Genomic DNA, 26,928 nt, shown 5'->3' with positions numbered 1-26,928 from the left:
GAACGTGATGCTGGGCTCGTGGTGAGGGGATGACCGGGCGGCTCTTGGAGCGCAGCGAGCAGCTGCGCGTCCTGGCCGCGGCCGCTCGAGCGGCCGACCAGGGGCGCGGCTCCGTCGTACTCGTCTCCGGTGAGGCGGGTGTCGGCAAGACGTCGTTGGTACGGGCGTTCCACTCCTGGGTGCCTGCGGGGGCCCGCGTGCTCACCGGCTACTGCGACGCCCTGTCCACTCCGCGAGCACTCGGTCCGATGAAGGACATCGCACCGAGCCTCGGTCCGGAGTTCCGGACCGCCGTCCAGGCCGGCGACCGCGACCTGGTCATGTCGGCGCTGGTCGCGGCCCTCGACGACGGACCCACCACGGTGCTGGTCGTCGAGGACCTGCACTGGGCCGACGAGGGCACCCTCGACGTGCTCCGGCACGCCGCGCGTCGGCTCGCCGCGATCCGCACCCTCCTCGTCGTGACGTTCCGGGACGACGAGACGGCCCCGGCGGGACTCAGCGCCCTGGTGGCGGCCGCGTCCGCCACCACGACCACCCTCGCGCTGCCGTCGCTGTCGCCCGAGGCGGTCCGGGCGTTGTGCGACGGACACGAGGTGGACACCGACGCGGTCTTCCACCTCACCACCGGCAACCCCTACCTGGTCACCGAGATGCTGGCGAGCCCGTCGATGACGACCCCGGCGTCGGTGATGGGTGCCGCGGTCGAGCGCCTCACCCGCCTCTCTCCGGACACCCGCGACCTCGTCGAGCAGCTCGCGGTGGTCCCCGGCTCCGTCGAGCCTCGGCTCGCGACCGCTCTCGTGAACGATGCGTGGGACCGGCTGGCGGCGGCCGAGGAGTCCGGGCTGCTGAACGTCGTCAACGCCGAGGTCGCGTTCCGGCACGAGCTCACCCGGATGGCCGTGCTCGGGGCGGTCCCCGGGGCACGACAGATGATCCTCCACCGCCGTGTCCTGGATGCGCTCGTCGCGCTCGGCGACGCCGACCCGGGCCGCCTCGTGCACCACGCGGTCGCGTGCGGAGACCTCGAGACCGTGCTCGGCGAGGGGCCGCGGGCGGCCCGCGAGGCGGCCTCCTCGGGGTCGCACCGGGAGGCGGTCTCGCACTACCGGACGGTTCTCGAGCACGAGTCCCTGATCGGCGTCGAGGACCGGGCCGACCTGTGGGGCGAGCAGGCGTTCGAGCAGTACTTGTCCGGCGATGCGAGTGGGGTGACGGCAGCCGAGCGCGCCGTCGACCTGCGGCGTACGGATCCCGACGAACGGCGCCTGGTCCGGAGCCTGTGCTGGTTGAGCCGGCTCGCGTGGGTCGCCAGCCGCCCGGGACTGGCCCTCGAGGCCGCCGACGAGGCCGTGACCCGCGCGACGCACCTCGCCGAGCCCGAGATCCAGGCGCTGGCCCTCGGCAACCGGTCGCAGCTGGCGATGCTGCACGGACAGAACCAGACCGCCATCGAGCTCGGCGAGCAGGCGGTCGCCTTCGCCGCCGAGGCCGGGGACGTGCGGATCATGTCGCACGCCCTCAACAACGTCGGCTCGAGCCTGATGGTGTCCGGTGCGAACGGCGTCCCGGAGCTCCGCCGCTCCATCGAGCTCGCGCTCTCCGTGGGCGACGCCGAGGCCGCCTGCCGCGGCTACCTCAACCTGGCCTGGGGACTGGTGTCACGCCACGACATGACCGCCGCCGACGCAGCCGTGGCCGACGGGCTCGCCCTGGCGGTCGAGACGGAGCACCGGGTCTACGAGATCCACCTGACCGCGATCCGGTCGCGGATCGCGATGGCCGACTGTGACTGGCGTCGTGCCGGCGAGCTCGCTGCGGCTGTCCCGGGCTCGGCGTACGCGAGTCGTGGCATGACGCTGGTGGTCCGGGCCCTCGTCGCCGCGCGTACGGCGACGGCGAGCCCTTTCGACCTGCTGGAGGCGGCGTGGACCGATGCCGAGCGCGCGGACGAGCTCCAGCGTCGAGGACCGGCCGTGGCCGCGGCCCTCGAGGCGGCGTTCCTGGCCGGCACGGTGCCGCCGATCACCCGAGCCCTCTCGGTCTATCGGGAGGCCGAGCGGCTCGGCGACCGCTGGGTGCAGTCGGAGCTGGCCTATCGCCTGCGCGCGGTCGGACAGCCACGACCGGACGACGAGCTCGCCGGGCTGCAGGAGCAGACGCCCTCGCCCTTCGCGATGCAGGCCGCCGGTCGGTGGCAGGAGGCTGCGGAGGCGTGGCGGGCGATCGGCCGCCGCTACGAGGAGGCGCAGGCCCTGGCTGACGCGCCGGACGCGGCGACCCGGTTGCGGGCGCTGGAGCTGCTCGACCAGCTGGGAGCCGTGGGCCTCGCCCAGCGCGTGCGGCGACAGCTCCGCGACGAGGGCGCCGCCTCCGTGCCTCGCGGACCGATGGCGCGCACCCGCGGCAACCCGAGCGGACTCACCGATCGCCAGCTGGCCGTGCTCGCCCTGGTCGCGGAGGGCCTCACGAACGCGGAGATCGCCGACCGGCTGGTGCTGTCGCGACGCACGGTGGACACCCACGTCGCCGCGGTGCTGACGAAGCTCGACGTGAGGTCCCGGCGCGACGCGGCCGAGGCGTTCCGGGGCTTCGCAGATCTCGGCACCCCGCCTGCCTGAACTCGGTATCCAGCACCGAGGTCGGGAGGCTCGCACCGTCCGTAGAACTGCTTGGTCAGGCGCTCCTGCCTGCAGACCAAGGAGGAAACACCCAGATGGACGAGCAGAAGTTCCACGAGTTCTTGAACAGGTTCGTCGGCGATCTCGGAGCCACCGTGGCGGCCGGCGGAGTGGTCCTCGGTGACCAGCTCGGCCTCTACGCCGCGTTGGCCGAGGGCCCGCAGACCCCCGACGTGCTCGCCGCGAGCACCGGCACCGCCGCCCGGTACGTCGAGGAGTGGCTGCGCGGCCAGGCCGCCGGCGGGTACGTCGAGTACGACGCAGCGGCCGGCACCTACCACCTGACCGACGAGCAGGCCTTCGCGCTGACCAACCCGGACGGCCCGGTGTTCCTGCCGGGCGCCTTCCAGCTCGCCCTCGGCGCCCTGCACGCCGTACCGCAGCTGGCGGAGGCGTTCCGCACCGGCGAGGGCATCGGCTGGCACGAGCACGACGAGGATGTCTTCGTCGGGTGCGAGCGGTTCTTCCGGCCCGGCTACTCCGCCCACCTGGTCGCCGAGTGGCTGCCCGCCCTGGACGGGGTCGTCGCCACGCTCGAGGCCGGCGGCAGGGTGGCCGACGTCGGTTGCGGCCTCGGTGCATCGACGCTCCTGATGGCGCAGGCCTACCCGAACAGCACCTTCACCGGCTCCGACTACCACGCCCACTCCATCGACCTCGCGCGCAAGAACGCCGCCGAGCTCGGCGTCGGGTCCCGTGTGGAGTTCGACGTGGCGGGCGCGACGACGTTCGACGCCGGGCCCTACGACCTGGTGACGACGTTCGACTGCCTGCACGACATGGGCGATCCGGTCGCCGCCGCGAGCCACATCCGCGAGCAGCTCGGCGACGACGGCACCTGGCTGATCGTCGAGCCGGCCGCGGCCGACTCCGTCGACGGGAACCTGAACCCGGTCGGCCGGGTGTTCTACGGGTTCAGCACGTTCCTGTGCGTCCCGAACGCGGTCTCGCAGGGCGGCGCGCACACCCTCGGTGCACAGGCCGGCGAGGGCGCGATCCGCCAGGTCGTCGAGAAGGCGGGGTTCACGTCGTTCCGTCGCGTCGCCGAGACGCCGTTCAACCTGGTCTACGAGGTGCGGCCCTGACGCGTCCCGGGTCGCCGACTCGGCGGCGGCCCGGGCCGGTCACGGCCCGAAGGCATTCCCATGACGCCCCCTCCCTCTGACCGGCATCGCTCGTTCGTCGCCGCGATGGCGATCGACTCCGTGGCGGCCGGTGTGTTCCAGCCGGCCACGATCATCTACCTGCTCGCGACCACCCGCCTCGGCCTGCCCGCCATCGGTACGTCGCTGACCGTCGCCGGCCTGCTCGCCCTCCCCGTCGGGCTGTGGTCGGGCCGCGTCGTCGACGAGGTGGGACCCAAGCCGGTCCTCATGCTCAGCAACGTCGCCCAGACCGTCGGCGTGGCCGGCTACCTCGTCCTGCACTCCTTCTGGGGCGTGGTGGCCTGCGCGTGGATCGCCAGCTCCGGACGCGGCGTCTTCTTCGGCACCTTCGGGGTGGCCGTGAGCGCGATCGCGGGCCCCGGTGAGCGCGAGCGCTGGTTCGGCCGCATCGGCGGCATCCGTAACCTCGGGCAGGCGGCCGGCGGTCTCGTCGCCGGTGCCGCCCTCGCCATCGGCACCCATGCGGCGTACACGACGCTGATCGTGCTGACCGCCGCCTCGTTCCTCGGCGCGGTCCCGTTCATGACGAAGGTCCCGCGCCCGGCCCGTGAGGCCGGGGCACCCGCGCAGGTCCAGCAGTCGTGGGCGACCGTCCTGCGGGACCGCCCGTACCGGATCGTCGTCGCGCACTGGATGACCTTCGCGTTCTCGGGCAGCGTGCTCACCATCGCGATCCCCGTCTACGCTGCGGTCGTGCTCGGCCTGCCCGGGTGGGTCGCCGGAGCGGCGTTCACGCTGAACACGCTGATGATCGGCTTCGGGCAGAACGGCGTCGTCCGGCGCCTCGACGGACGGGCACGCAGCCGGGTGATGGCGGCCAGCCACGTCGGGTACGCCGCGGGGTACGTCGTACTGCTCGGGGCGAGCCTCGTGCACGGGGCCGTCGCGATCGTGGTCCTGATGCTCGGCGTCGCGGTCTACACGTTCGGCGAGACGATCGGCTGGCCGGTCAGCTCGGCCTTGGCGGCCGAGGCCGCGCCCGCCGAGGTCCGCGGCCGCTACCTGGCGCTCTTCCAGCTCTCGGGCGGGAGCGTCGGCGCCGCCGCACCCGTGATCCTGTCGGGCCTACTGGCCATCGGTGCGGCCGCCACCTGGCTTCCGCTGCTGGTGGTCTGCGGCGCCGGCGCCGGGTTCGCGTCACTGGCCGGTCGGCACGTGCCCGCGGCCGCCTCCCGCATCGGACGACCTGCCCATCCACGCGACGAGTCCGAGCTGGTCGCGAGCGCCGGCCCGGGAGGTCTCGACGACTGACCTGCCTGCTCGACCGGAGCAGGCGAGCACGGCAGGCTGGTGCCGGATGACCGTTTGCGCGACCCGGATGAAGGCGCGCCGCGTGGCTCGGACGAGGTGCGCATCTGCTCCTCGCGGCCCGCCGGCGACCTCGTCATCGACCTCTGATCGATCAAGCGCCGGTTGTCCTCGACTCCCCGGTCCGCTACAGCTTCGACATCTTGTAGAACGGGCTCGGGATGCGAACGGTCTGGGAGCGGAAATCGACGGTCACCGCGGCTGCTTCCACCTGGATGACCCGGCCCATCCCATAGGAGTCGTGGGAGACCATGTCGTCGATCTCGTAGATCTCGATCGTTGGCTCGGGATCGGGTTTGAACGGGCTACTGGCCAGATGCCGCCGTGGCCCTGTCGGTGGTGTCATCGCCTCCAGTATCCCCCTCCGATGGCTGCGAGGGCCAACCCGGCGTCGGAAACGGCCTCGCGAGCCGATCAGCCGAGCTGTTCGCGCGCTGCCTGAAACGCGTCAGCCGGCCACGGCCGCGGGCGGCTCGAGCACGGCTGCATCGAGCAAGCTGAGCTGCTCGTTGAGGTGGTCTCGCAGCTGACTGCGGTGGTCGTGCTGGATCTGGCGAAGCGTGGCGATCTGCGCTTCGAGAGCGGCCTTCTCGTCGGCCAGCCCGGACAGCGCGGTGGTGCGCTCCCGTTCCAGCTCGGCGGTCTGCCGCTCCTTGGTCCGGGCCAGCTCGGCCGCGGCCTCCTGCGCCTCCGTGCGGCTGGCCTCCCCGATCGCGTCGGCACTCTCTCGCGCCGTGGTGACCAGCGACTCGGCCTCGGTCTCCGCGTCGGCGACCAGCCGGTCTGCGGTCACGGCCGCGAGCTCGAGCACCCGTGCAGCGGCGGTCGTGGGGCTCTCCTGGTCCGGGATCGGCTCCGTTGACGGGACTTCCACGTCGTCGACGGGCGTGTGCTCGTCCAGAGTGGGCGTGGTGATCTCGTCCAGCGTGGTTTCGAAGTTCATCATGTTTCCCCCATGGGAGTGACGTTTCACTGCCCGCCAGTGTGCGCGCTGAATCTCCGACGTGTTGCCGAAATGCACAATCCCGCACGGAGGTCAAGTCCGGGCGAGCGCCGATGAGACACGTCGACCGTCGTATCAGCGGGCGGTGGCGGTGCTCATGCCGTTGCGGAGGAGGTTGCCGCGTCCGGTGGGCCAGGGCAGGCACCCGGTGCCGGAGCCCGGGACGGTGTAGACGTCGACGCCGTGGTCGAAGGTGGTGAGGACGATCTCGAGAGTGCCGTTCCCGGTCAGGTCTCCGATCGACGGAGCGGCGGCCACACCGATGCCGTTGCCGTCTCGACCTTGGTGGCGCAATCGGGTGACCGAGAGCTTCTTCCCATGGGCCGAGAGCACGATCAGGCGTCCGGCGTTGCGATGCAGCGAGTAGGTGCCGAAGACCAGCTCCGGAGTGCCGTCCTTGTTCAGGTCGGCGGCAACCACTTCCGAGGCGAACGTCTTGGCACGCCGCGGTGCGTACCGGGTGGACCAGAGCCGGTGACCGCCAGGCCCCACCGCGTAGACCTTGCCGCCGGGAAGTGCGGCGACGATCTCGGGCCGAGCGTCGCCGACGAGGTCGACCACGGTCGGGGCGGGGATGCCGCTGGGCGGGTACCAGTCACCATCGGGTCGGTAGACCGGATGGTTGGACATCGGGAGCTTCTCGAAGCCATGGTGACGCCGCGCCGAGCGGTGCCCGTCGCCGTACGCCCCGTCGAGCACCATGAACGCGTAACCCTGGGTGCGGTAGGGGATGTGCCGTTCGACGTTGGGGATCCCGATCACCTCGTTGCGGCCGTCACCGTCCAGGTCGGCCACTGCGGGCGGCGATGCGGTCCACTGCAGCCAGGCCTGGTGTGCCGGGTTCGGCCAGGTCCCCTTGTGCAGGTGGTAGTGCCGCCGCTCGACGCGCGGGTCGGCCCACCTGATGAACTGCCCCCACCCCATCCTCCGGCCGAGAGCACCGGACTCCGGGTTGGTGAACCACTGGGACGCCAGGACCGAGGTGCCGTCGAGGTTGAAGGCGTTGATCTGGTGGTTGTCGAACGTGGTGATGATCTCCAGGGCGCGGTCGTTGTCGATGTTCCCGATGGCGACGTTCTCGCCGTACGCGCCGTAGCCGTGGTTGCCGACCTTGTTGAAGTGCCGGTCGTTGCCCTTTCCGCCGAGCCGGTTGTAGCGGGGCCAGGCGGGCCGGTGACCACCCTTGGGCTTGAACAGCCTGCCCTTGGCGTTGAACACGAAGACCTGCGAGCCCGTGGGTGAGGTGTTGGTCGTCGTGGCCACCACCTCGACCCGGCCGTCGCCGTTCAGGTCCGCCGCGGCGAGCCCACGCACCTCCGGGGTCTGGCCGCCGCTCCTGACGGACGCCGGCCAGCCCTTCTTGACGCGCAGCTTGCCGTGCCGGAGGTCGTACGCCGCCACGGTGCCCGAGCCGCCGACCGCGATCTCGGGCTTTCCGTCGCGGTCGAGGTCGGCGACCACCGACGGGGCATAGACCCGGCCGTCGGTTGCCGTGCCCCGCCCCAGCTGATGTCCCTTCGCATCGAACACGAACGTCGAGTAGAACGGGGCCACGATCTCCTTGCGGCCGTCGCCGTTCAGGTCGACCAGGCCGGGGGAGGAGAACCAGCCGGTCTCCCCCGTGGCGATCCTGCGGACGAACTTCGGCCGCCGCACCGCATGGGTGCCGGCCTGGTGGGTGCAGGACGTGGTGGCGGCTTGGAGCCGGCCGCTCGCCGACGCGTCGGTGGGACTCGCACCGGATGCGGCTCCACTGCCGATGCCCTGCTCGACCGCCGCGGCGCCCGGGACGGCCCCGGCGACCAAGAGTCCCCCGAGCCCGACGACGAGGGCGCGAGACAACCGCATGCCGGGGACCCTACTCACCCCGCTCTATCGAGGGGTCAACACGCAGAACTCATGGCCGTCGGGGTCGGCCATCACCACCCAGCTGACGTCGCCCTGGCCGATGTCGACGCGAGTCGCACCGAGGGAGACGAGACGGTCGACCTCGGCCTCTTGGTCACCGTCGGCGGGCGGAGCGAGGTCGAAGTGCAGCCGGTACTTGCCGGTCTTAGGCATCAGTGGCGGACCGCCCCACGTGATCTTCGGACCGCCGTACGGCGAGCGGATCGCGGTCTCCTGGTCCTGGTCCCACACCAGCGGCCACCCCAGCGCCTCGCTCCAGAAGTACCCGACCTCCTGCGAGCCGTCGCTCGCCAGCGCGCCGATGAGTCCACACTCGGCCAGGAAGTTGTTGCCCGGCTCGATGACGCAGAACTCGTTGCCCTCGGGGTCGGCGAGCACCACGTGCTCCTCCTCGGGGAGCTGACCGACGTCGATGTGCCGGGCGCCCAGCCCGAGCGCCCGCGCCACGGTCTCCTGCTGGTCCTCCAACGACGTGCTGGTGAGGTCGAAGTGCATCTGGTTCGGGCCGGCCTTCGGTTCCTGGGTCGGGAAGAACTCGATCCGGAACCCGGTGTCATCGCCCGGCAGGATCGCGACGCCGTCGTCGGGAAGGTCGGCGGTCGGCCACCCCAGGACGCCGGACCAGAAGCGGGCGAGACCGGGCGGGCCGTTGGCATCGAAGCAGAGCGCGATCAGCTGCAACGTCATCCCTCCGCGCATCTCCCATCTGCCAGTCGACCGGCGCTCCACACGCCTCACGGCACGCGCTCGGCAACGCTAGGCGCCACCGGAACCTTCGGCAACGCGATTCATTCGCGGGTCGCTCACCGTCCGCTCTCGGAGATGCGGCTTCCGCGGAGGACGACGAGAGTCGCGGCGGCGACCGCCAGGACGGCGCCGAGGATGCTGGCCGTGGTGTAGCCGCCCTGTGTCGGGAAGCCGCCGCGCAGGGTGTGGGCGGAGAGGATGAGACCGCCGAGAGCACTGCCCACGGAGAACCCGACGCTGCGCACGACCTGGTTGACGCTCATGGCGCTTGCGGTCTCGTCGGCCGGGGTCGCGGCGAGGATCATCGCCGGCATCGCCGCGGACGCCGCGCCCACGCCGACACCCAGCACGGCCACGGCGATCACCGGCCCGGCCAAGGTCGAGCGGCCGATGCAGAAGACGAGGAAGCCGAACGCGACCAGGCCCAGGCTGGCCGCCACCGTTCGTGCCGCACTCAAGCGACGTACCAGGGGCGGTGTCATCCGACCCGCGACGAACCCGGCGATCGAGAAGGGGACCAGGACGAGACCAGCCTGGAAGGTGTCCAGCCCGAACCCGTAGCCCGCGGTCCGAGGTGTCTGCAGGTAGCGCGTGGCCAGGGTCAGCAGCAGGTACATCGCCGCGCCGCCGACGAACATCGCGAGGTCGGCCCGCGCGACCATCGGGTGGCGCAGTGCCTGCAGATCCACCAGCGGCGATGCTGCGCGCCGTTCGACGAGCACCCAGGTCAGCAACAGGACCAGCCCTGCGCCCAGAAGGAGTCCCGCGACCGGCGCATGCCGTGCCCAGAGGTCGTCGTCGCCCAGCGGGATCAGTACGGCGACGAGGGCACCGCCGAGCAGTACCGCGCCTACCCAGTCCAGACCGTGAGTGCGCCTCGACCCCACTCTCGGGTGCGGCAGCGCTCGCGCGGCGATGAGCAGGGCAGCGGCCGTGGCGACCAGGCCCGCGACGTACGCCGCCCGGACGCCGCCCAGGTCGGCCAGCAGTCCGGACAGTGGGTAGCCGACGCCGATCGCGGCGGTGGTGGCGACCGACAGCATCGCGATGACACTCGCTGCGCGACGTCGGTCGAACACGTCCCGGGCAGTGGCCATCAGCAGCGGGCCGAGCCCCAGGCCGACACCCTGTGCGGCGCGACCCACGATCAGGAGCGCGAAGGGGCCGGGGAGCACCGTGCACACGCTGCCCGCGGTCACCACTGTCATGGTGGCGAGCGTGGCGGTACGTCGCCGGGGTCCGGCGCCGAGCCGGCCGATCAGCGGGGTGGTCACCGCACCGGAGAGCAACGTGACGGTGAGAGTCCACTGCGCCGCGGCCAGCGACACGTGGTAGCTCGCGGCGACGCTGGTGATCAGGGGAGCGCCCAGGCTGCCGACCGCGGCCACGAGCAGCGCGATCACGATCAACGCCATCGGCAGCGACCGCTGCACCGATGACGCCGGGTCGAGGCGATGGGTGAGGTCGGGCCGGCTCATCGGTTCGTGCGGCTGGTGATGTGGCGGAACAGGCCCGCCTTGATCCGGGTGCGGATGCCACGGGCCCACCGGGTGTCGACCTCGGCCAGCCCCAGCGCGGCGTTCGTGTTCAGGAGCATGCCGTAGGCGAGGAACGTCTTGACGGTGACCGCGTCCAGACCGGTGGTCCCCGCCACGGTGTTCCACAGGTGCGCCAGGTGGTCCCGCACCGCCTCGCGGACCTCGGGGTCGCCGCACGCGGCGTACGCCTGCAGCTGCAGCTGCAGTGCCGTACGGTCCGCGAGCAGGGCGTTGTACCGCGCACCCATCGCGGACAACGCGTCCAGACCGGTGGCGCCCTCGGCGGCCGCCTGCATGCTGCCGACGAGCTGGTCGAACGAGTCCGCCACCACCTCGAGGAAGAGCGCCTTCTTGCTTCCGAAGATGCGGAACACGTAGGGCTGGGTGATGCCGGCCGCGCGAGCGATCGCCTCGATCGACGCGCCCCGAAGGCCACCGTCGGCGAACTCCCGGGCCGCGACGGCCAGGACCTGGGTGCGGCGATCAGTGGAGCTCATGCGGGTCGGTGTCGCACTGGCCATGCTTGTAAGTTACTGGTAACTAACTACGGCGGCCACGAGATCCGCCTCACAGGTCCTCGGATGCCGGGCCACCCGATGGGTGACAACGCGTGTGCCCAGGGTGCACTGTGGCCGGCATCAGCCTGACCAGGGGGATGGCATGGGTGTGTACGCCGAACGCGTGCTCCCGCGGATCATGAACGTCGCCTGCGGGGCAAAGCAGTCGCGCCCGCTGCGCGAACGCGTGTGTGCCGGACTGCACGGCCAGGTGGTCGAGATCGGGTTCGGCTCCGGGCACAACGTTCCGTTCTATCCCGACACAGTCGAGCGGCTCGCCGCGATCGAGCCGTCCGAGCTCAGCTGGAAGCTCGCACAGGACCGGGTGTCGGCGTCATCCATCGCGGTCGAGCGGTCCGGGCTGGACGGTCAGTCGTTGCCCTTCGCGGACCACACGTTCGACACGGCCCTGTCGTCCTGGACGCTGTGCACGATCCCGGACCCGGTCCTCGCCCTGACCGAGGTCCGTCGTGTGCTCCGACCGGGCGGCACCCTCCACTTCCTCGAGCACGGGCTGGCGCCTGACGCGAACGTCGAGCGCTGGCAGCGCCGGCTCGAGCCGCTCCAGAAGCGCGTGGTCGGGGGCTGTCACCTGACCCGCCCCATCGTCCACCTGCTCGAGACCGCAGGCTTCGCAGTCGAGGACGTCGACGTGTTCTACGAGAAGGGTGCCCCCAAGCCCCTGGCCGCCGACTCCCTGGGGGTCGCCGTCGCGCCCTGACTCGACAGCCGCGGGCGGTGGGTCTGGCAGCATCGAGCGGGTGTTGTCCGAGGAGTTCGCGTGGCGTGGCCGTTCGGTGCGGTGGGGACGCGCTGGGTCCGGGCCTCCGGTGGTCTTCTGTCACGGCACGCCGTGGTCGTCCGAGCTCTGGCGGCCGGTCGCGGAGGCTCTTGCTCCGCACTTCACCGTCTACCTCTGGGACATGCCCGGGTACGGCGAGTCGTCGAAGCACCCCGAGCATCGGGTCTCCCTCGACGTGCAGGGTGAGCTGTTCGGCGATCTGCTGACGTTCTGGGGGTTGCGGTCGCCGCACGTGGTGGCGCACGACTACGGCGGCGCCGTGGCTCTCCGCGGGCATCTGTTGCACGGGAGTGCGTGTGCGTCGTTGGCGCTGGTCGACGTGGTCGCGCTGCGACCGTGGGGTTCGGACTTCTTCCGTCTCGTGCGCGATCACGCCGAGGTGTTCGCCGCGCTCCCGCCGGCCGTCCACGAAGGAGCGTTGCGGGCCTACGTCAGCGGTGCCAGCCACCGGGGACTGACGCCGAGCGCCCTCGACGCGTTGATCCGCCCGTGGCTCGACGCCGCAGGGCAGGCCGCGTTCTACCGGCAGATCGCGGAAGCCGATGAGGTCTACACCGACCAGGTCGAGCCGTTGTACCCGGCGATCGACGTACCGGTTCTCGTGGTGTGGGGCCGGGAGGACGCCTGGATCCCGATCGCCCGCGCCCATCGCCTGCACGAGCTGATTCCCGGCGCGCGGCTGACGGTCATCGAGCAAGCGGGGCACCTGATCCAGCTCGATCAGCCCGAGGCAGTCACCGCGGCGCTCACGCATTGGCTCCTCGGCCGGAACGACGCAGAGGCCCCTCACCCGACGTGACGGAGCGCGGTCAGCACCGCGAGAACGCGACGGTGTCAGCTGCGCGTCGCCACGAACACGTAGCGGTTGATGCTGAAGAAGTAGTCGTCGCCGAGGCTGCGCAGGTCGTCCGCCCATGCTGTGGCCTCGTCGGCCGTGATGCCGCCCCGGCCGGCGACGTACTCCGCCAGGAGCCCGAGCATGCCGGCGCTGTACGTGTTGCGGTCGGCGCCCACGTTCAGGATCGGGATGATCGCCGCATCGGCCGGCTCGAGGCCGGCGGCGCGCATCAGTGCCGGGAGCCGCCGCGGCAGGTAGGGGTCGGCGAGGTGCTCGTTCCAGGCCGAGAGCACGCGCGCCATCCGCTCACGGTCGCTCGAGTGCCAGACGATCGAGTCCCAATCGGTGTCCAGCACGAGCAACCGGCCGCCGGGGCGCAGCACACGCCGCGCCTCGGCCAGGGCCCCCTCGATGTCGTCGACGTACTCGTAGACCTGGGTGGAGACCGCGACGTCGAACTCTTCGTCAGCGAACGGCAGCGTCAGCGCGTCGCCGAGGCCGTAGTCGACCGGCGTCTCGCTGTGGCGGGCGATCTCGAGCATGCTGTCGCTCGGGTCGATCCCGTGGACGCGGCCGTCGGCGCCCACCTCCTCGGCCATCTCGGTGGCCAGGAGCCCGGGCCCGGAGCCGATGTCGAGCACGTGCTCGCCGGGCTGGAGCGCGAGCACGGCGCGGATCGCGCGTCGCTGGTCGACCACGTCGGGCGTCGTGTAGACGGCGACGAGGCGGCGGGCATTCTCCTCGTCGAACTCGAGCATGACCTCAACTCTCTCACCTCGGGAGAGGTTCGGGTCTGCCTCGACCGACACAGCCTCGCCGGAGGCGGGTGTGGCGCTCAGCCCGGTGAGCGGAGCAGCGCGCGTCCGGTGTGGAGGTACTGCGCGTGGCCGGCGCCGTCGTCGTCGATGAACGCGTAGAGGCGGTGGAGGCCGCGGTCGCGCTCGCGGGTGGTCAGGGTGTCGCCCGCGTAGTGGACGAGCTCCCAGCGTTCGGGTTGCTCGCCGAGCTCCTCGGAGAGCGCGTCGGTGGGAATCGCGTCCATCCAGACGCTTCCGTCGTCCTCCTCGCTGATGATCACCGTGGCCGAGGAGCAGGCGTAGGTGCCGACGAACCGACCGGCGTCGAGGTGCGTGGCGTCGGTCGGCGGCACCGGCTCGGCGGGGAGCGGGATCCCGGTCAGCTCCTCGAGGGCGTGGCCCACGACGTCGCGGAACAGCGGGCCGGCGTTGCCGCCGTTCGTGAGCAGGGTGACCGCCACGCCCGCCTCCGGCACGGTGCGGAGGAACGCCGCCTGGCCGATCGTGTTCCCGTCGTGACCGACGAGGTCGCCGTCAAGGGTGTCGAACCGCTCGAAGCCGAGGCCCCACGACGTGCCGAGGTGGCCGAGATAGGGCAGCTCGACCTGGCGGCCTTGCATCTGCGCCGCGGTGCCGGGGCCGAGCACCTGGGTGCCGTCGGCGGCCTTGCCGTCCTCGAGGTGCATGCGGGCAAAGGCGAGGAGGGCGCACGGGCTCATCGCGAGCATCGACCCGGCCGAGATGTTCGAGCGGACCAGCGCCCAGACCGGGGCCGGGTGGAACCCGGCACCCGGCTCGGTCTCGAGGTGACCGACGGCCGCTCGGAACAGGACCGCCTCGTAGGGGCTGGTGGCGGCGTGGGTGATGCCGAGCGGCTTGATCAGGCGCTCCCGCAGGCACACGTCGTACGGCGCGCCACGCAGCACCTCGACCAGTCGGCCGAGGACGCAGAAGCCGGCGTTGTTGTAGGACCACATCGAGCCGGGCGGGAAGAGCTGCGGTACGTCGTGGAGCACACCGAGGTACTTCTCGACGCAGTCGTCGCCCATGCCGGTGTCGGTGAAGATGTCGCCCTCGAAACCGGCCGTGTGGGTGAGCAGCTGGCGCACCGTGATCCGGCTCGCGGCCTCCTCATCGGCGATCCGGAACTCGGGCAGGTAGGTACGGACCGCGGCGTCGAGGTCGACCGCACCCTCGTCGACCAGCTGAAGGACAAGGGAGCTTGTCCAGAGCTTGGTGATCGACCCGATCTGGAAGACCGAGTCGGTCGTCGCCTCGACCCCCGTCGCCGTGCTCAGCACGCCGGCCGCGTGCTCGACGACCTCACCGTCGGCGAGCACGCCCACCGCCGCGGCGGGTACGTCGTACTGCTCGATCAGGGCGGGTAGGTGCGTGGCGATCCACTCCGACACCTGGTCCAGGTTCGTCATGCCGGGATCGTAGGCCCCGGAGCGGTTCAAGTTCCCGGCCCGGGCCGCCTCGGCAGAGCCATCTCGAACGCGGCCGGCCCGTCGTCCGAGGGCGGGTGGTAGGTGACGTCTCCGCCGTGTCGCCGCACGATCTCCCGGACGAGGTAGAGCCCGAGGCCGGTCCCGTCGGAGTCCCCGGAGACGGCGAACCGCTCGAACAGTCGCGGGGCCAGCTCGAACGACACCCCGGGGCCGGCGTCGGTGACCCGGAGGCACACGTGGTCGCTCGCCGTACCGATGAGACCGATCGGAGGTCTGCCGTGGCGCACCGCGTTGTCGAGCAGGTTGTCGAGCGCCTGCGCCAGGCGCCCGGGATCGGCGAGGAACACGGTCTCGTGCGGCACCTCGATCACGATCTCGACGTCGGTCCCGGCAGCCTGGACCCGGGCAGCGGCACTTCGCAGCACGTCGGTGAGCGACACCTCCTCCAGCCGTTGCGGGAGCGTGTCGCCGGTCGACCGCGAGGCCAGGGACAGGTCGGCGGCCAGCCGGCGGAGGCGATCCGCGCTGCTCCGGATGCCGTACAGCAGCTCGTCACGGTCATCGACGGCCATCGCGTCCTGAGCCGCCAGCAGCGCGCCCGCGGACCCGTCGATCACGGCCGTCGGGTTGCGCAGCTCGTGCGCGGTCACGGCGAGCAGGTGGACCCGCTGCTCGATGAACCTCCTGCGTTCCTCCTCGTGGTCCCGTTGCTGGGTCTGGTCACGGGTGACCTTGGCGTACCCGACATGGTGTCCGGCGTCGTCGTACACCGGGGTGATCACGACGCTCGCCCAGAAGCGGCTCCCGTCCTTGCGCACCCGCCACCCCTCTTCGGCGAAGCTGCCCTGGAAGAGGGCGATCTCCAGGTTCTCCTCGGGGTGCCCGGACTCCTGGTCCTCGGGCACGTAGAAGACCCGGAAGTGTCGGCCCACGATTTCGCTCGCGAGGTACCCCTTGATCCGCTGCGCCCCGGAGTTCCAGCTGACCACGACGCCGTCGACGTCCAGCATGAAGATGGCGTACTCCCTGACGGCCGTCACCAGGCGCCGGAAGTTCCCCTCGCTGCGTCGCAGGTCGCTCTCGATCGCGCGCTGGGCGGTGACGTCCTGGACCTGCGCAAACACGTAGAGCACGTGCTGTCGGGAGTCACGGATCGGGGCGAGGGTGACCCGGACGACCCGGGAGCTCTGCTGCCCCAGGGGCGCCGGGAGGTCGTGCTCGAACGACGTGAGGTCCTCGCCCAGGGACGAGATGTCCTCGAGTCGGCGGTCCAGGTCGTCCCCCTGCCCGAGGGTCAGCCGGCCGTAGTCCACGCCCACGAGGTCGTCGGGGCTGCACGACATCAGCGCGGCGAGCGCGCGGTTGGCGCGGACGATGGTGCCGCTGGAGGTCAGCGTGGCCATCCCCAGCTCCGCGCGGTCGAACAGCTCGCGGAACTGCTGGACGTGCTCGCTCAGGACCGCCTGCTCCCGAGCGGGTGGGGCCGGCCCGCGCGCGACGCCGGGACGCTCGCCGTACGACGTGTCGCCGGGGGTGGATCCAGCTGGTGCCGATGCTCCCTGCTCATCCACGCCGAGGCTCCGCATCAGGCGCCCCGCCAGGTCCTCCAGGCGGAGCGACTTCTCGACGAAGTCGACCGCGCCCAGCTCGCGGGCCCTCGCGGCCAGCCCCGGTTCCTCGAACCCGGTGAACATCACCACCTTGGTCTCGGGACTGAGGGCGAGGATGGCGGGTAATGCCTCGATCCCGTCCACCTTCGGCATCGACGTGTCGAGGAGCAGGAGCGCCGGCTCGTGGCGGAACGCCAGGACGATCGCCTCGTCGCCGTCCCCGCCCTCTCCGACGACGTCGAACCCGGAGGACTGGAGCAGACGACGTACGACCGCGCGGACCTCCTTCGAGTCGTCCACCAGGACGACCGTCGGCCGGGCTCCGCGGGGGGTACCGCTCACACCCTCCCCGTGCCCATCTGCCGCCCGACCATGTCGTCCGGCCCGTGCGAACCGATCAGCAGCCGTTGACACGAAGCCCACTCGAGGTTGTGGACTGGTCGCCGTGCCAAGCCACGAGGTCTGCTACCTCACCACCACCGGCCGGCGGACGGGTCGCCCGCACCGCATCGAGATCTGGTTCCTCCAGGCCGACGGCGCGGTGTATCTGTTCTCGGGCGGCGGTGAGGCCAGCGACTGGGTCCGCAACCTGCGCCAGGAGCCGCGGGTGTCGCTCGAGCTACCCGGCCGTCCGGCACGGGCGTACGCCGCCTCGATCGTGGATGCTCCCGCCGACCTGCGGCGCCGGATGGATGTCCGGTACCACGGGACGGGCGCCGAGGAGGAGCTGACGAACTGGGCGCGACGCGCGACCGTCGTCTGCCTGATGCCGACAGCCTGACCGCATCACCCGCCGCGGTTCGCCGGTCCCCTCCGGTTGGCCGCGACGAGGACGGCCACCCCGACCAGGGCGATGATCGGCCCGAGGATCGCCCACAGCGTCTTGCCGCTCATGCCCGATCCGCCGAGCACGTCGATGCCCTGCAGGAAGAACACGACACCGAAGATCACCAGGACGGCGCCGATCGCCAGCAGCATGGGGCGGGTCACGCCTGCCACGGTACGCCGCGCGCAAACCTCCGTGAGTGCGTCAGAGCTGCTGTGCGAGCCCGACCACGTGACCCTGCGGGTCGGCGATCAGTGCGAACTGGACGCCCGGCACCGTGACCGGCTCCTGGACGAGGCGGCCGCCGAGGCGGGTCGCGTCCGCGATGCTCGTCGCCATGTCGTCGACGCCGACGAAGAACGTGACCAGGTCACCGTCGCCCTGGAGCGGGCTGATCGCGGTGTAGAGCGCATCCGGCACGCCGGTGTCGACGAACGTGTAGCCGGGGTAGGCGCCCTCGGCGGGGTAGGTCCAGCCGAACAGCTCGCCGAAGAACGAGCGCGTGCCGTCCGGGTCGCTGGAACGGATCTCTGCATGCACGACGGGGTGGGCCATGACGGGCCTCCTGCTCTGTGGCCACCCGGGCGGGCCGGCCTCCTATCCGGATGACGCGCGAGCACGACCGGAATCGACTGCGGACGTTGTCGAAAGGGGCCCGGCCCGTTCGGTGGGTGTGCAGAGTCAGCCCAACCGCTCGGCGAGGGGGACGGATCCGAAGACGCCAGGCAGCCCGCCGGTGTGCAGGAACACGGTCCGCTCACCCGTGCGCACGTCGCCGTCGCGAACCGCGGCGATGAGACCCGCGAGCGCGCGCCCCGTGTAGACCGGGTCGAGCACGATCCCCTCCGTCCGGGCAGCCAGCAGCAGCGCCTCGGCCACCGGCTCCGGCAGCGTGCTGTAGCCGGCGCCGACCATGTCTTCGCGGATCCGGAGACCGCTGGGGTCGCCACCCAGACCGTCGATCAGGCGGGCGGTGCGCTCCCGCGGGTCGGCGGTGGCACCGGTGTCGACGGCGAGGACTCGCTCCGTCCCGAGGGCCGCCACCAACCCGGCCGCCGTACCGCCCGAGCCGAGCGCAACCACCACGTGGCGCACCCCCGGGACCTGCTCGAGGAGCTCCAGGCCGGCCTCCACATAGCCCCGTGCACCGACCACACTCGACCCGCCGTAGGGGACTTGGTACGCCGGGGTGCCGCTGTCCTCGAGGTCCGCCACTCGGTCCGCCGCGACCTGCTCGAGGGCCTCGTGCGGCACGTCTCCGGCCCAGATCAGGCGGGCGCCGAGCATCCGATCCAGCATGAGGTTGCCGGTCGTCGGCGCCGCGTCGTTCCCGGCCAGCACGAGCTCGACCTCCAACCCGAGCCGCGCACCGGCGGCCGCAGTGAGCCGTGCATGGTTGCTCTGCGCAGCCCCGGTCGTCACCAGGACGCGTGCCCCGCGATCGAGCGCCTCGGCACAGGTGTGCCGAAGCTTGCGGACCTTGTTGCCGCCGCCGCCGAGACCGAGCAGGTCGTCGTGCTTGACCCAGAGATCGTCGGGCTCGAGCCCGAGCATCCGCGCCAGCCGTGGCGCGGGCTCGACCGGCGTGGGCAGAGTGGCGAGGTCCAGCGGCTGCATGAGCAACATCCTGCCGCGGATCGTCTGGTTTCCTCCCGAGGCGGCGAATCGCCGTCCGACCTCGTACACTGGTCCCATCGGCACCGGCGGGTGGCCGACCGATCCGGTCCCCCACTCAGCAGCCGGGTGTCCGCCGTCCAGGCGCGACACGGCCGAGGGGGCTCGATCCGGGAACGGATGGGGCTGTCGAGATCAGACCCCGCCTTGGGACGGCGGGACGCCGCGAGGAGGGCACCGGCCCGCCAGCGGCAGGGATTCGCGCTTGAGGAAGAGAGCGGCTGGTTGGCCACACAGCGTCGAGGCCGATCCGGGGGCACCCGGACGGGTCAGCGATCGGGGAACCGCGTCCGGAACCGCGACAACGAGGGCATCATCCCGGTGCTCGCGATGGCGGTACGCGAGGTCGAGCGCGCCGTCGCGGGACGGCAGCTGACCTCCGGCCAGCGCGCCAGGTTCCAGGCCGCGGCCCTGCTGGCGCGCGCCGAGCGGGCCAACGTCCGCAACGACGTGTCGCTCACGCCGGCGCAGCGCGACACGCAGCTCAAGCGGCTCGAGGGCCTGGCCACGATCCTCGCTCAGATCGCCACGCGTGAGCCGTCGCTCTTCACGCTGCTGCAGGAGGACGCCGAGGTCTCGGAGGCGACGCGTCGGCTCGAGCGCGAGATGCAGCGGCAGGCCGGGCTCGAGGTCGAGGAGGAGCCGGAGCCCGAGCAGACGTTCTCGAACGTCGTACGCGACCGCACGGCGCTGCCGCAGTCCGTCGTACAGGCGCAGCTGGCCAACCCGTTCCTGGTGCCCGACTTCAGCCAGAGCGCCCCGAAGGTGCACGGGTACCTCGCCGGGTGGGAGCTGATCGAGCCTCTGCTGAACTCCTTCGAGCAAGCGGCACCCGGTGCGCCGGCGAGCATGGCGCTGCCCGAGCCGCGGCCGATCCTGCTGCCGGAGGGCCTCGACCTGATGCCTCACCAGGCACGGGTGCTGGCCGCGGTGGCCGAAGGACACCGGACGTTCCTGCTGGCCGACGAGCCCGGCCTCGGCAAGACCGCGCAGGCGCTGCTCGCCGCGCAGGCCGTCGACGCCTTCCCGCTGCTGGCGATCGTGCCGAACGTGGTGAAGACCAACTGGGCACGCGAGGCGCAGATGTGGACGCCGAGCCGCTCGGTCACCGTCGTGCACGGTGACGGGCTCGACGTCGACGGGTTCGCCGACATCGTGGTCGTGAACTACGAGGTGCTCGACCGGCACGTCGGGTGGATGGGCGAGCACGGCTTCCGCGGCCTGGTCGTCGACGAGGCGCACTACATCAAGAACAAGAAGTCGCAGCGCTCGCAGAACGTCCTCGAGGTCTCCGACCGCGTCCGGCAGCGGGTCGCGAGGCCCCTGCTGATGGCGCTGACCGGTACGCCGCTGATCAACGACATCGACGACTTCCGCGCGATCTGGCAGATGCTCGGCTGGATCGAGGACAAGAAGCCCGGCATCAGCCTGATGGCCGCGCTGGAGCAGAACGGATTCACGCCGGCCGACCACGCGTTCTACCCGGCCGCGCGGCAGGCCGTCGTCGACATGGGCATCGTCCGCCGACGCAAGGTCGACGTCGCCGCCGACATCCCGGCGCGTCGGATCGCCGACCTGCCGGTCGAGCTCGAGGGCGCGATGGGCCGGTCGATCCGCGAGGCCGAGCAGCAGCTGGCCAAGCGACTCGTCGGTCGCTACGAGGCCGCACTGGAGCATCGCCGGGCCGGCGCCTCCATCCTGGACGAGAACGGCATCGACCGCGAGCTGGTACGCCGCGTGGCCGAGCGCGAGGTCGCCGAGGGGTCCGAGTCGAAGACCGGCGACAACGTGTTCACGATGGTACGGAAGATCGGCCAGGCCAAGGCCGAGCTCGCCACCGACTACGCCGTACAGCTGGCGCGGAGCGCGGGCAAGGTCGTGTTCTTCGCCAAGCACCTCGACGTCATGGACACCGCGGAGGAGATCTTCGCCCGCCGCGGCGTCGGCGCGACGTCCATCCGCGGTGACCAGACCCGCAAGGCGCGCGACGAGGCGATCGACTCGTTCGTGAACGACCCCGACGTCCACGTCATCGTCTGCTCGCTGACCGCCGCCGGTGTCGGCATCAACCTCCAGGTCGCTTCCAACGTCGTGCTCGCCGAGCTCTCCTGGACCAACGCCGAGCAGACGCAGGCGATCGACCGCGTCCACCGGATCGGCCAGACCGAGCCGGTGACCGCGTGGCGGATCATCGCCGCCCAGACCATCGACGCGAAGATCGCCGAGCTGATCGACAGCAAGGCCGGGCTCGCGGCGCGGGCCCTCGACGGAGCCGACGAGGAGTCGTCGTCGACGGTCGACGTCCAGGTCGAGACCCTGATGGCGATCCTCACCGAGGCGCTGACGGACCCGACCGACCTCTGAGTCCTCGCCCGTCCAGCCGACGGGCGGGTCGCGAGCCTTCAGTCGCGAGGTCAGCGTGACCGGCATCGTGATCTGGCGCCGGCTCGAGCACAGGTCACCCGCGGCGGTCGGGGCCGCCACGTCGTGGACCCCGCCGAGGCCCGAGCGTAGGTTCGGCCGATGCAGTCCTGTCGGGTCGCGGACGTGGACCTGCGCTACGTCGAGCACGGCTCGGGCACTCCGGTGGTCGTGCTGCACGGAGCCGGTGTCGACCATCGCGAGCCGGAGGCGTGCTTCGAGCCCACCCTCGATCGGTACGGCGGGCTCCGGCGGATCTACCCGGACCTACCGGGGATGGGTCAGACGCGGGCACCCGAGTCGGTCCGGGGCGCGGACGACGTCCTCGGTGTCCTGCTCGGTCTCGTCGACGACGTCGCCGGTGACGGGCCGGGCCTGGTCGCGGGTCACTCGGCCGGTGCGTACTACGCCCAGGCCATCGCCGCGCGACGACCGGCACAGGTGGCCGGGCTGGCGCTGATCTGCCCGCTCCTGCCTCAGACGCGCGACGTACCGCCACACCGCGTGATCATCGGGAACGGCGACCTCGGCGACGACGACTTCCGCTCCTACTTCGTCGTGCAGACCCAGGAGATGCTCGACCGGTACCAGCAGTACGTCGCGCCCGGCGCCGAGATGGCCGACCACGAGGCGATGGAGCGCATCGGCGAGCGCTGGCGGCTCACCGATCCCCCGGCGGACCTCCCGACGTACCCCGGTCCCACGCTCCTCGTCGCCGGCCGGCTGGACTCGACGGTCGGGTACGCCGCGACCGCGGACCTGCACGACCACTACTCCGCCGCCACCCTCGCGATCCTCGACGCCGCCGGGCACGCCCTTCCCCACGAGCAGCCGGCGCTCCTCGGCGGGCTGGTGGTGGAGTGGCTGGACCGATGCACGGGCCGGTGACGCGGGCCTAGAGTCGCGAACGTGACCACGACGTCGTCCCGCCCGACCCTGCTCCCGACCTCGTTGGTCGGCAGCTACGCCCAGCCCGAGTGGCTGATCGACCGGGCCAAGCTGGCCGGCCGGTTCCCACCGCGAGTCCGGGCCCAGGAGCTCTGGCGGGTCGACCCGGCGTACCTCGAGCAGGCGCAGGACGACGCGACCCTGCTGGCCATCCGGGCCCAGGAGCAGGCCGGGCTCGACATCGTCACCGACGGCGAGATGCGGCGAGAGTCCTACTCCAACCACTTCGCGACCGCCCTCGACGGCATCGACATCGACAACCCCGGCACGGCGCTCGACCGCAGCGGACACCCCAACCCGGTGCCGCGCATCGTCGGGCCGATCGAGAGGCCGCGGCCGATCGAGGTCGGCGACCTCACGTTCCTCCGGCAGCACACCGACCACACGATCAAGATGACGGTGCCCGGGCCGTTCACGATGTCGCAGCAGGCCCAGAACGACCACTACCCCGACGCGGAGTCGGCCGCGATGGCGTACGCCGCGGCGGTCAACGCAGAGATCAAGGACCTGCATTCCGCCGGCGCCGACATCGTCCAGATCGACGAGCCCTACCTGCAGGCACGGCCCGACGCCGCCCGTGCCTACGGGCTCGCCGCTGTCCAACGAGCCCTCGAGGGGGTCACCGGCACCACCGCGGTCCACCTCTGCTTCGGGTACGCCGCGATCATCCATGAACGCCCGGAGGGCTACTCGTTCCTCCCCGAGCTGGCCGGCTGCTCGGCCGATCAGATCTCGATCGAGACCGCGCAGTCGGGCCTCGACCTCGGGGTCCTGAAGGACCTCAGCGAGAAGACGATCATCCTCGGGGTGATCGACCTGTCCGACCACGCGGTCGAGTCTGTGGACACCGTCGCCGACCGGGTACGTCGCGCGTTCGACCACACCACGCCCGAAAGGATCACCATCGCCACCGACTGCGGCATGAAGTACCTGCCGCGCGCCAGCGCCGAGGGCAAGATGCGCGCCATGGCCGGTGCCGCGGGCATCCTCCGGGAAGAGCTCTAGCGGGCTCTCGTCAGCGACGGCCGGAGCTGAAGGTGGCGGCGCTGTGGTTGCCGCGCGAGGAGGTCCGGGACGAGTCGTGACGCGGGCGTCGCCGACCGGACGACTTCGACCGCGCGGCGCCCCCCGACGCCGCGCCGTTTCGCTGGCCACCCCCGCCGGAGCGTCGGCGTCGGTTGCGCCCGCCGCCTCCGCCGCCGCCACCAGAGCGTGTCTGGGGCGACGACGCGGCAGCTGTCACCAGGCCCGCGGTCAGCCTGCGCTCGCCCGGGGCGAGCTCGAGCAGGACCGGGTGGGTGGAGCCCTGGATGCGAGTCGTGGTCGGCTTGATGCCGGCGGCTCGCGTCAGGTCACGGACGTCGCGCACCTGCTCGGTGGTCATCAGGGTGACGACGGTGCCGGCGTTGCCGGCGCGCGCCGTACGACCGGAGCGATGGAGGTAGGCCTTGTGCTCGGCCGGCGGGTCGGCGTGCACGACGAGCGTGACGTCGTCGACGTGGATGCCGCGGGCGGCGATGTCGGTGGCCACGAGAGCGGCGGCCTTGCCGGCGTGGAAGGCGTCGAGGTTGCGCGTGCGGGCGCCCTGGCCGAGGTTGCCGTGCAGCTCCACGGTCGGGACGCCGCTCTTGTTGAGCTGGCGCGCGAGCGCCTTGGCGCCGTACTTGGTGCGCGTGAAGAACAGGGTGCGGCCCGGGGCGCTGGCGAGGTCGACGAGCACCGGCAGGCGGTGCTCGCGGTCGACGTGCAGCACGTGGTGGGACATCTCGGCGATCGGCGACTGCACCGAGTCGGCCTCGTGCGTCACCGGGTTGTCCAGGAACTGACGGACCAGGGTGTCGATCGCCTTGTCGAGGGTGGCGGAGAACAGCAGGCGCTGCGTGCCCTTCGGCGTCCGGCCGAGGATCCGGCGTACGGACGGGAGGAAGCCGAGGTCGGCCATGTGGTCGGCCTCGTCGAGGACGGTGACCTGGATGTCGTCGAGGGTGCAGTGACCCTGACCGATCAGGTCCTCGAGTCGGCCGGGGCAGGCGACGACGATGTCGACGCCGCGCTTGAGAGCGGCGACCTGCGGCCCCTGGCCGACACCGCCGAAGACGGTCCGGGTGGTCAGGCCGGCGGCCCGCGCGAGCGGGGCCAGGGCGGCGTCGATCTGGCCGACGAGCTCGCGGGTCGGGGCGAGGATCAATGCGCGAGGGGCGCCACGTCGTGGGCGCCGACCGTCGGCCAGGCGCGCGACGAGCGGGAGCAGGAAGGCGTAGGTCTTGCCGGAGCCGGTGCGTCCGCGGCCGAGCACGTCGCGCCCGGCGAGGGAGTCCGGCAGCGTCGCGGCCTGGATCGGGGTCGGGGTCTCGATGCCCTGGCGGGCCAGGACGTCGGACAGGCGTGCGGGCACGCCGAGGTTGCTGAAGGAAGTCAAGTGAGTGCCATCTGTGCGGTGTCTCGCCGACAGCCGGGATCCGAGGTTTTCGGGCGGCTTCGCACGGAGCAGCGTCAGCTGCTACAACGTGCGGACAGTCCGCGGTGAGAGCTCGACGGGCTGATGCAGCCAGGCTACCGGAGTGCTGGCTGAATACTCGCATCGTCGGCGGTCCTCGGGCGGGGCGTCGGCCGGTGAGTCAGGGAGCGGGGGCGAGCACCAGGTCGACGTCGATCCGGGCCCAGGGGCCGGTGACCACGCGCCCGTCGGGGGTCGGCGTCGTCGGGATCTGCTGGTCGACGTCGACGATCAGCGAGTCGCGGACCCCGAAGACGCTGTCGGAGTCGAGATGGGCGTCGCCACTCGGGAAGACGTGGGTGACCAGGGTGCGGCAGCCCTCCGCCTCGACCATGAGGTGGAGGTGTGAGGCACGCATCGGGGAGCGGGCGGTGGCCCGGAGGAGCTCGCCAACGGGCCCGTCGTCCGGGATCGGGTACGGCGTAGGGGTCACCGCCCAGAAGTGGTAGCGGCCCTGGTCATCGGTGTGGAGGTGGCCGCGACCGGTGACCCGGTCGTCGCCGTACTGCACGTCGTACAACCCGTCGGCGTCGGCCTCCCAGACCTCGATCCTGGCTCCCACGACCGGAGTCCCGTCGGTGTCGGTGACCGTGCCCTCGACCCAGAGTGGCTCCCCTGGCGCGCCGCCCGCGACGTCGCCACCGAGGCCGACGTGCGGCGAGCCCTCGACGAAGAAAGGCCCGAAGACCGTGGCCTCGGTGGCGTTCGCGTACGCCTCGTTGTTGATCGTGATCGTCTGCATCGAGGCGCCGAGCACATCGGACAGCAGGATGAACTCCTGCCGCCGGTCGTCGGTGATGTGGCCGACGGCGGTGAGGAAGTCGATCGCGCGCTTCCACTCATTTTCGGTCAGTCGCGTCTCGCGGAGGAACGCGTGCAGGTGCCGCGTCAGCGCCTCGACCAGCTCCCTCGTACGCGGGTCGGGCGTGCCGGCGAACGACGCCACCACACGCTCGACCAGGGCGGCCTCGCGCTCCCGCTGCTCGGCGGAGATCTCGCTCATCCCGGCTCCTTCCCTTCCCAGGCCGCGCGCAGCAGGGCCGCGATGCTCTCGGCCGTGACCGGCGTCGGGTTGCTCTCCGGCGACGCATCGAGGATCGGCTGAACGGCCTTGGGTACGTCGTCCTCGCTCAGGCCGAGGTCGCGCAGGCTGCGCGGGGCGCCGGTCTCGTCGCGAAGGGCGAGGAGTCCGGCCAGCGCCGAGTCGGCAGCGAACGCCTCGGCCATGCGCTGGTCGAGGACGGGGACGGCCGGGGCGTTGAGGGCGAGCACGTAGGGCAGCACGACCGCGTGCGTCTCGGCGTGAGGCAGGTTGAACATCCCGCCGAGCACGTGGCAGATCTTGTGGTGCAGCCCCGAGCCGGCCGAGGCGAACGCGAGGGCCGAGAGATAGGCGCCGTACAGGGTCTGCTCGCGGCCGGCCAGCTCCATCGGATCCTCGACGACGCCTGGGAGGCCGGTACGCAGGGCTCGGATGCCTTCCAGGGCCAGGGACTGGTCGATCGGGTCGGTGCGCGGTCCCCACATCGAGTCGACGCAGTGGGCCAGCGCGTTCAGTCCGGACGCGACGCTGGTCGGCACCGGCAGGCCGAGCATCAGGCTCGCGTCGTACACGACCGCGCGCGGCAGCACGACCCGGTCGACACCGGTCGTCTTGCGGCCGTCGTCGGTCAGCCCCCAGACGTCGGTGGCCTCGGAGCCGGCGTACGTCGTGGGGACGGCGACGATCGGCAGCCCCGTGTTGAGTGCGACGGCCTTGGCGAGCCCGGTGGTGGAGCCACCGCCCACGCAGACGAGGGCGTCGGCGTCGTGGTCGGCGGCGACGGCGCGCGCCCGCTCGGCCACCTCGAGCGGCACGTGCATCACGACGTCGGTGTGGAGCACGGCGACCGGTACGCCGGTGAGCACCGGCTCGGCCCGGGTCGCCTCGGCTGCGATCGCCATCACCCGGGCCGCGCCGAGGCGCCGTACCTCCTCGGCGACCGCCTCCGCCGCCCCGCCGGACGCGAACCGGACCCGCTGCGGGAGCCAGTCGTGGGTGAACTGCACAAGGCCTTGCTACCGCACAGCACCGGTGGTTGAGGAGGGCCCCACGGGTCCGTCTCGCAGAGCTCGCTCCTCCACCACCGAGTCAAGCCGCGGCGGGCTCCTCG

24 protein-coding genes are annotated in these 26,928 nt (G+C 71.6%); 9 read left to right on the top strand and 15 right to left on the bottom strand.

The genetic code is table 11. The features are described 5' to 3' along the window. Positions 1–29: 29 nt before the first annotated feature. The 3 genes from VGJ24_RS02885 to VGJ24_RS02875 all read left to right on the top strand — a co-directional run bounded on the left by VGJ24_RS02885 (position 30) and on the right by VGJ24_RS02875 (position 5,101). On the top strand, positions 30–2,624 hold the full coding sequence (locus VGJ24_RS02885; protein WP_331498983.1) for an ATP-binding protein: 2,595 nt from the start codon (positions 30–32) through the stop codon (positions 2,622–2,624). Positions 2,625–2,719: 95 nt separating this feature from the next. Next, positions 2,720–3,769, top strand: a complete 1,050-nt coding sequence (locus VGJ24_RS02880; protein ID WP_331498982.1) for a class I SAM-dependent methyltransferase — start codon at positions 2,720–2,722, stop codon at positions 3,767–3,769. Between the two features lie 60 nt (positions 3,770–3,829). Then, complete coding sequence (locus tag VGJ24_RS02875; RefSeq protein WP_331498981.1) at positions 3,830–5,101, top strand: MFS transporter; 1,272 nt, start codon at positions 3,830–3,832, stop codon at positions 5,099–5,101. A gap of 184 nt (positions 5,102–5,285) precedes the next feature. On the opposite strand, the gene VGJ24_RS02870 is transcribed toward VGJ24_RS02875, so the two are convergent. From VGJ24_RS02870 to VGJ24_RS02845, 6 genes are all read right to left on the bottom strand, one after another. After that, on the bottom strand, positions 5,286–5,504 hold the full coding sequence (locus VGJ24_RS02870) for a hypothetical protein (protein WP_331498980.1): 219 nt from the start codon (positions 5,502–5,504) through the stop codon (positions 5,286–5,288). A 102-nt stretch (positions 5,505–5,606) separates the two neighbouring features. Further along, positions 5,607–6,104, bottom strand: coding sequence for a hypothetical protein (locus VGJ24_RS02865; protein ID WP_331498979.1), 498 nt, complete (start codon positions 6,102–6,104; stop codon positions 5,607–5,609). A 132-nt stretch (positions 6,105–6,236) separates the two neighbouring features. Then, positions 6,237–8,009 carry a VCBS repeat-containing protein gene (locus VGJ24_RS02860; protein ID WP_331498978.1) on the bottom strand — a complete coding sequence of 591 codons (1,773 nt, stop codon included), beginning with the start codon at positions 8,007–8,009 and terminating at the stop codon, positions 6,237–6,239. A 24-nt stretch (positions 8,010–8,033) separates the two neighbouring features. Next, positions 8,034–8,756: a VOC family protein gene (locus tag VGJ24_RS02855; protein WP_331498977.1), complete on the bottom strand. Its 723-nt coding sequence runs from the start codon at positions 8,754–8,756 to the stop codon at positions 8,034–8,036. A gap of 116 nt (positions 8,757–8,872) precedes the next feature. Continuing rightward, on the bottom strand, positions 8,873–10,294 hold the full coding sequence (locus VGJ24_RS02850; protein ID WP_331498976.1) for an MFS transporter: 1,422 nt from the start codon (positions 10,292–10,294) through the stop codon (positions 8,873–8,875). After that, on the bottom strand, positions 10,291–10,851 hold the full coding sequence (locus VGJ24_RS02845; RefSeq protein WP_331498975.1) for a helix-turn-helix domain-containing protein: 561 nt from the start codon (positions 10,849–10,851) through the stop codon (positions 10,291–10,293). Before VGJ24_RS02845 ends, VGJ24_RS02850 begins: the two co-directional genes overlap by 4 nt. 163 nt (positions 10,852–11,014) lie before the next feature. Here VGJ24_RS02845 and VGJ24_RS02840 point away from each other — a divergent pair, with 163 nt between their 5' ends. Then, a complete protein-coding gene (locus VGJ24_RS02840; protein WP_331498974.1) occupies positions 11,015–11,632 on the top strand; it encodes a class I SAM-dependent methyltransferase in 618 nt (205 codons plus the stop codon). Between the two features lie 40 nt (positions 11,633–11,672). Then, positions 11,673–12,512 carry an alpha/beta fold hydrolase gene (locus tag VGJ24_RS02835; RefSeq protein ID WP_331498973.1) on the top strand — a complete coding sequence of 280 codons (840 nt, stop codon included), beginning with the start codon at positions 11,673–11,675 and terminating at the stop codon, positions 12,510–12,512. Positions 12,513–12,547: 35 nt separating this feature from the next. On the opposite strand, the gene VGJ24_RS02830 is transcribed toward VGJ24_RS02835, so the two are convergent. From VGJ24_RS02830 to VGJ24_RS02820, 3 genes are all read right to left on the bottom strand, one after another. Beyond that, positions 12,548–13,309 carry a methyltransferase domain-containing protein gene (locus VGJ24_RS02830; protein ID WP_331498972.1) on the bottom strand — a complete coding sequence of 254 codons (762 nt, stop codon included), beginning with the start codon at positions 13,307–13,309 and terminating at the stop codon, positions 12,548–12,550. A 77-nt stretch (positions 13,310–13,386) separates the two neighbouring features. Next, positions 13,387–14,778 (bottom strand): serine hydrolase domain-containing protein, encoded by a 1,392-nt coding sequence (locus tag VGJ24_RS02825; protein ID WP_331498971.1) that lies wholly within the window; start codon positions 14,776–14,778, stop codon positions 13,387–13,389. A 26-nt stretch (positions 14,779–14,804) separates the two neighbouring features. After that, positions 14,805–16,751: a PAS domain S-box protein gene (locus tag VGJ24_RS02820; RefSeq protein ID WP_331498970.1), complete on the bottom strand. Its 1,947-nt coding sequence runs from the start codon at positions 16,749–16,751 to the stop codon at positions 14,805–14,807. Between the two features lie 103 nt (positions 16,752–16,854). Here VGJ24_RS02820 and VGJ24_RS02815 point away from each other — a divergent pair, with 103 nt between their 5' ends. After that, positions 16,855–17,190: a nitroreductase family deazaflavin-dependent oxidoreductase gene (locus tag VGJ24_RS02815; RefSeq protein ID WP_331498969.1), complete on the top strand. Its 336-nt coding sequence runs from the start codon at positions 16,855–16,857 to the stop codon at positions 17,188–17,190. Between the two features lie 5 nt (positions 17,191–17,195). Here VGJ24_RS02815 and VGJ24_RS02810 read toward each other — a convergent pair whose 3' ends face one another. The 3 genes from VGJ24_RS02810 to VGJ24_RS02800 all read right to left on the bottom strand — a co-directional run bounded on the left by VGJ24_RS02810 (position 17,196) and on the right by VGJ24_RS02800 (position 18,852). After that, on the bottom strand, positions 17,196–17,399 hold the full coding sequence (locus VGJ24_RS02810) for a hypothetical protein (protein WP_331498968.1): 204 nt from the start codon (positions 17,397–17,399) through the stop codon (positions 17,196–17,198). A 40-nt stretch (positions 17,400–17,439) separates the two neighbouring features. Continuing rightward, complete coding sequence (locus VGJ24_RS02805) at positions 17,440–17,790, bottom strand: VOC family protein (protein ID WP_331498967.1); 351 nt, start codon at positions 17,788–17,790, stop codon at positions 17,440–17,442. A gap of 126 nt (positions 17,791–17,916) precedes the next feature. After that, positions 17,917–18,852 (bottom strand): pyridoxal-phosphate dependent enzyme, encoded by a 936-nt coding sequence (locus tag VGJ24_RS02800; RefSeq protein WP_331498966.1) that lies wholly within the window; start codon positions 18,850–18,852, stop codon positions 17,917–17,919. 387 nt (positions 18,853–19,239) lie between these two features. Between VGJ24_RS02800 and VGJ24_RS02795 the strand changes: the two genes are divergently transcribed. From VGJ24_RS02795 to VGJ24_RS02785, 3 genes are all read left to right on the top strand, one after another. Next, entirely contained in the window at positions 19,240–21,273 is a 2,034-nt protein-coding gene (locus VGJ24_RS02795; RefSeq protein WP_331499011.1) for a DEAD/DEAH box helicase, read from the top strand. A gap of 159 nt (positions 21,274–21,432) precedes the next feature. Beyond that, positions 21,433–22,218, top strand: coding sequence for an alpha/beta hydrolase (locus tag VGJ24_RS02790; protein ID WP_331498965.1), 786 nt, complete (start codon positions 21,433–21,435; stop codon positions 22,216–22,218). 21 nt (positions 22,219–22,239) lie between these two features. Continuing rightward, positions 22,240–23,283, top strand: a complete 1,044-nt coding sequence (locus tag VGJ24_RS02785) for a hypothetical protein (protein WP_331498964.1) — start codon at positions 22,240–22,242, stop codon at positions 23,281–23,283. A 10-nt stretch (positions 23,284–23,293) separates the two neighbouring features. On the opposite strand, the gene VGJ24_RS02780 is transcribed toward VGJ24_RS02785, so the two are convergent. The 3 genes from VGJ24_RS02780 to VGJ24_RS02770 all read right to left on the bottom strand — a co-directional run bounded on the left by VGJ24_RS02780 (position 23,294) and on the right by VGJ24_RS02770 (position 26,824). Then, the gene (locus VGJ24_RS02780; RefSeq protein ID WP_331498963.1) at positions 23,294–24,673 is read right to left on the bottom strand and encodes a DEAD/DEAH box helicase; all 1,380 of its coding nucleotides are present in this window, start codon (positions 24,671–24,673) and stop codon (positions 23,294–23,296) included. A 223-nt stretch (positions 24,674–24,896) separates the two neighbouring features. Continuing rightward, on the bottom strand, positions 24,897–25,778 hold the full coding sequence (locus VGJ24_RS02775) for a dioxygenase (protein WP_331498962.1): 882 nt from the start codon (positions 25,776–25,778) through the stop codon (positions 24,897–24,899). Next, complete coding sequence (locus VGJ24_RS02770; RefSeq protein ID WP_331498961.1) at positions 25,775–26,824, bottom strand: maleylacetate reductase; 1,050 nt, start codon at positions 26,822–26,824, stop codon at positions 25,775–25,777. The genes VGJ24_RS02775 and VGJ24_RS02770 overlap by 4 nt, the downstream gene beginning before the upstream one ends. Between the last annotated feature and the right edge of the window lie 104 nt (positions 26,825–26,928).

The sequence above is a fragment of the Nocardioides sp. genome (assembly GCF_036493135.1).
Taxonomy (GTDB): domain Bacteria; phylum Actinomycetota; class Actinomycetes; order Propionibacteriales; family Nocardioidaceae; genus Nocardioides.
Note: the sequence above shows the minus strand (reverse complement) of the source record. Positions and strands in the feature narration are given on the sequence as shown.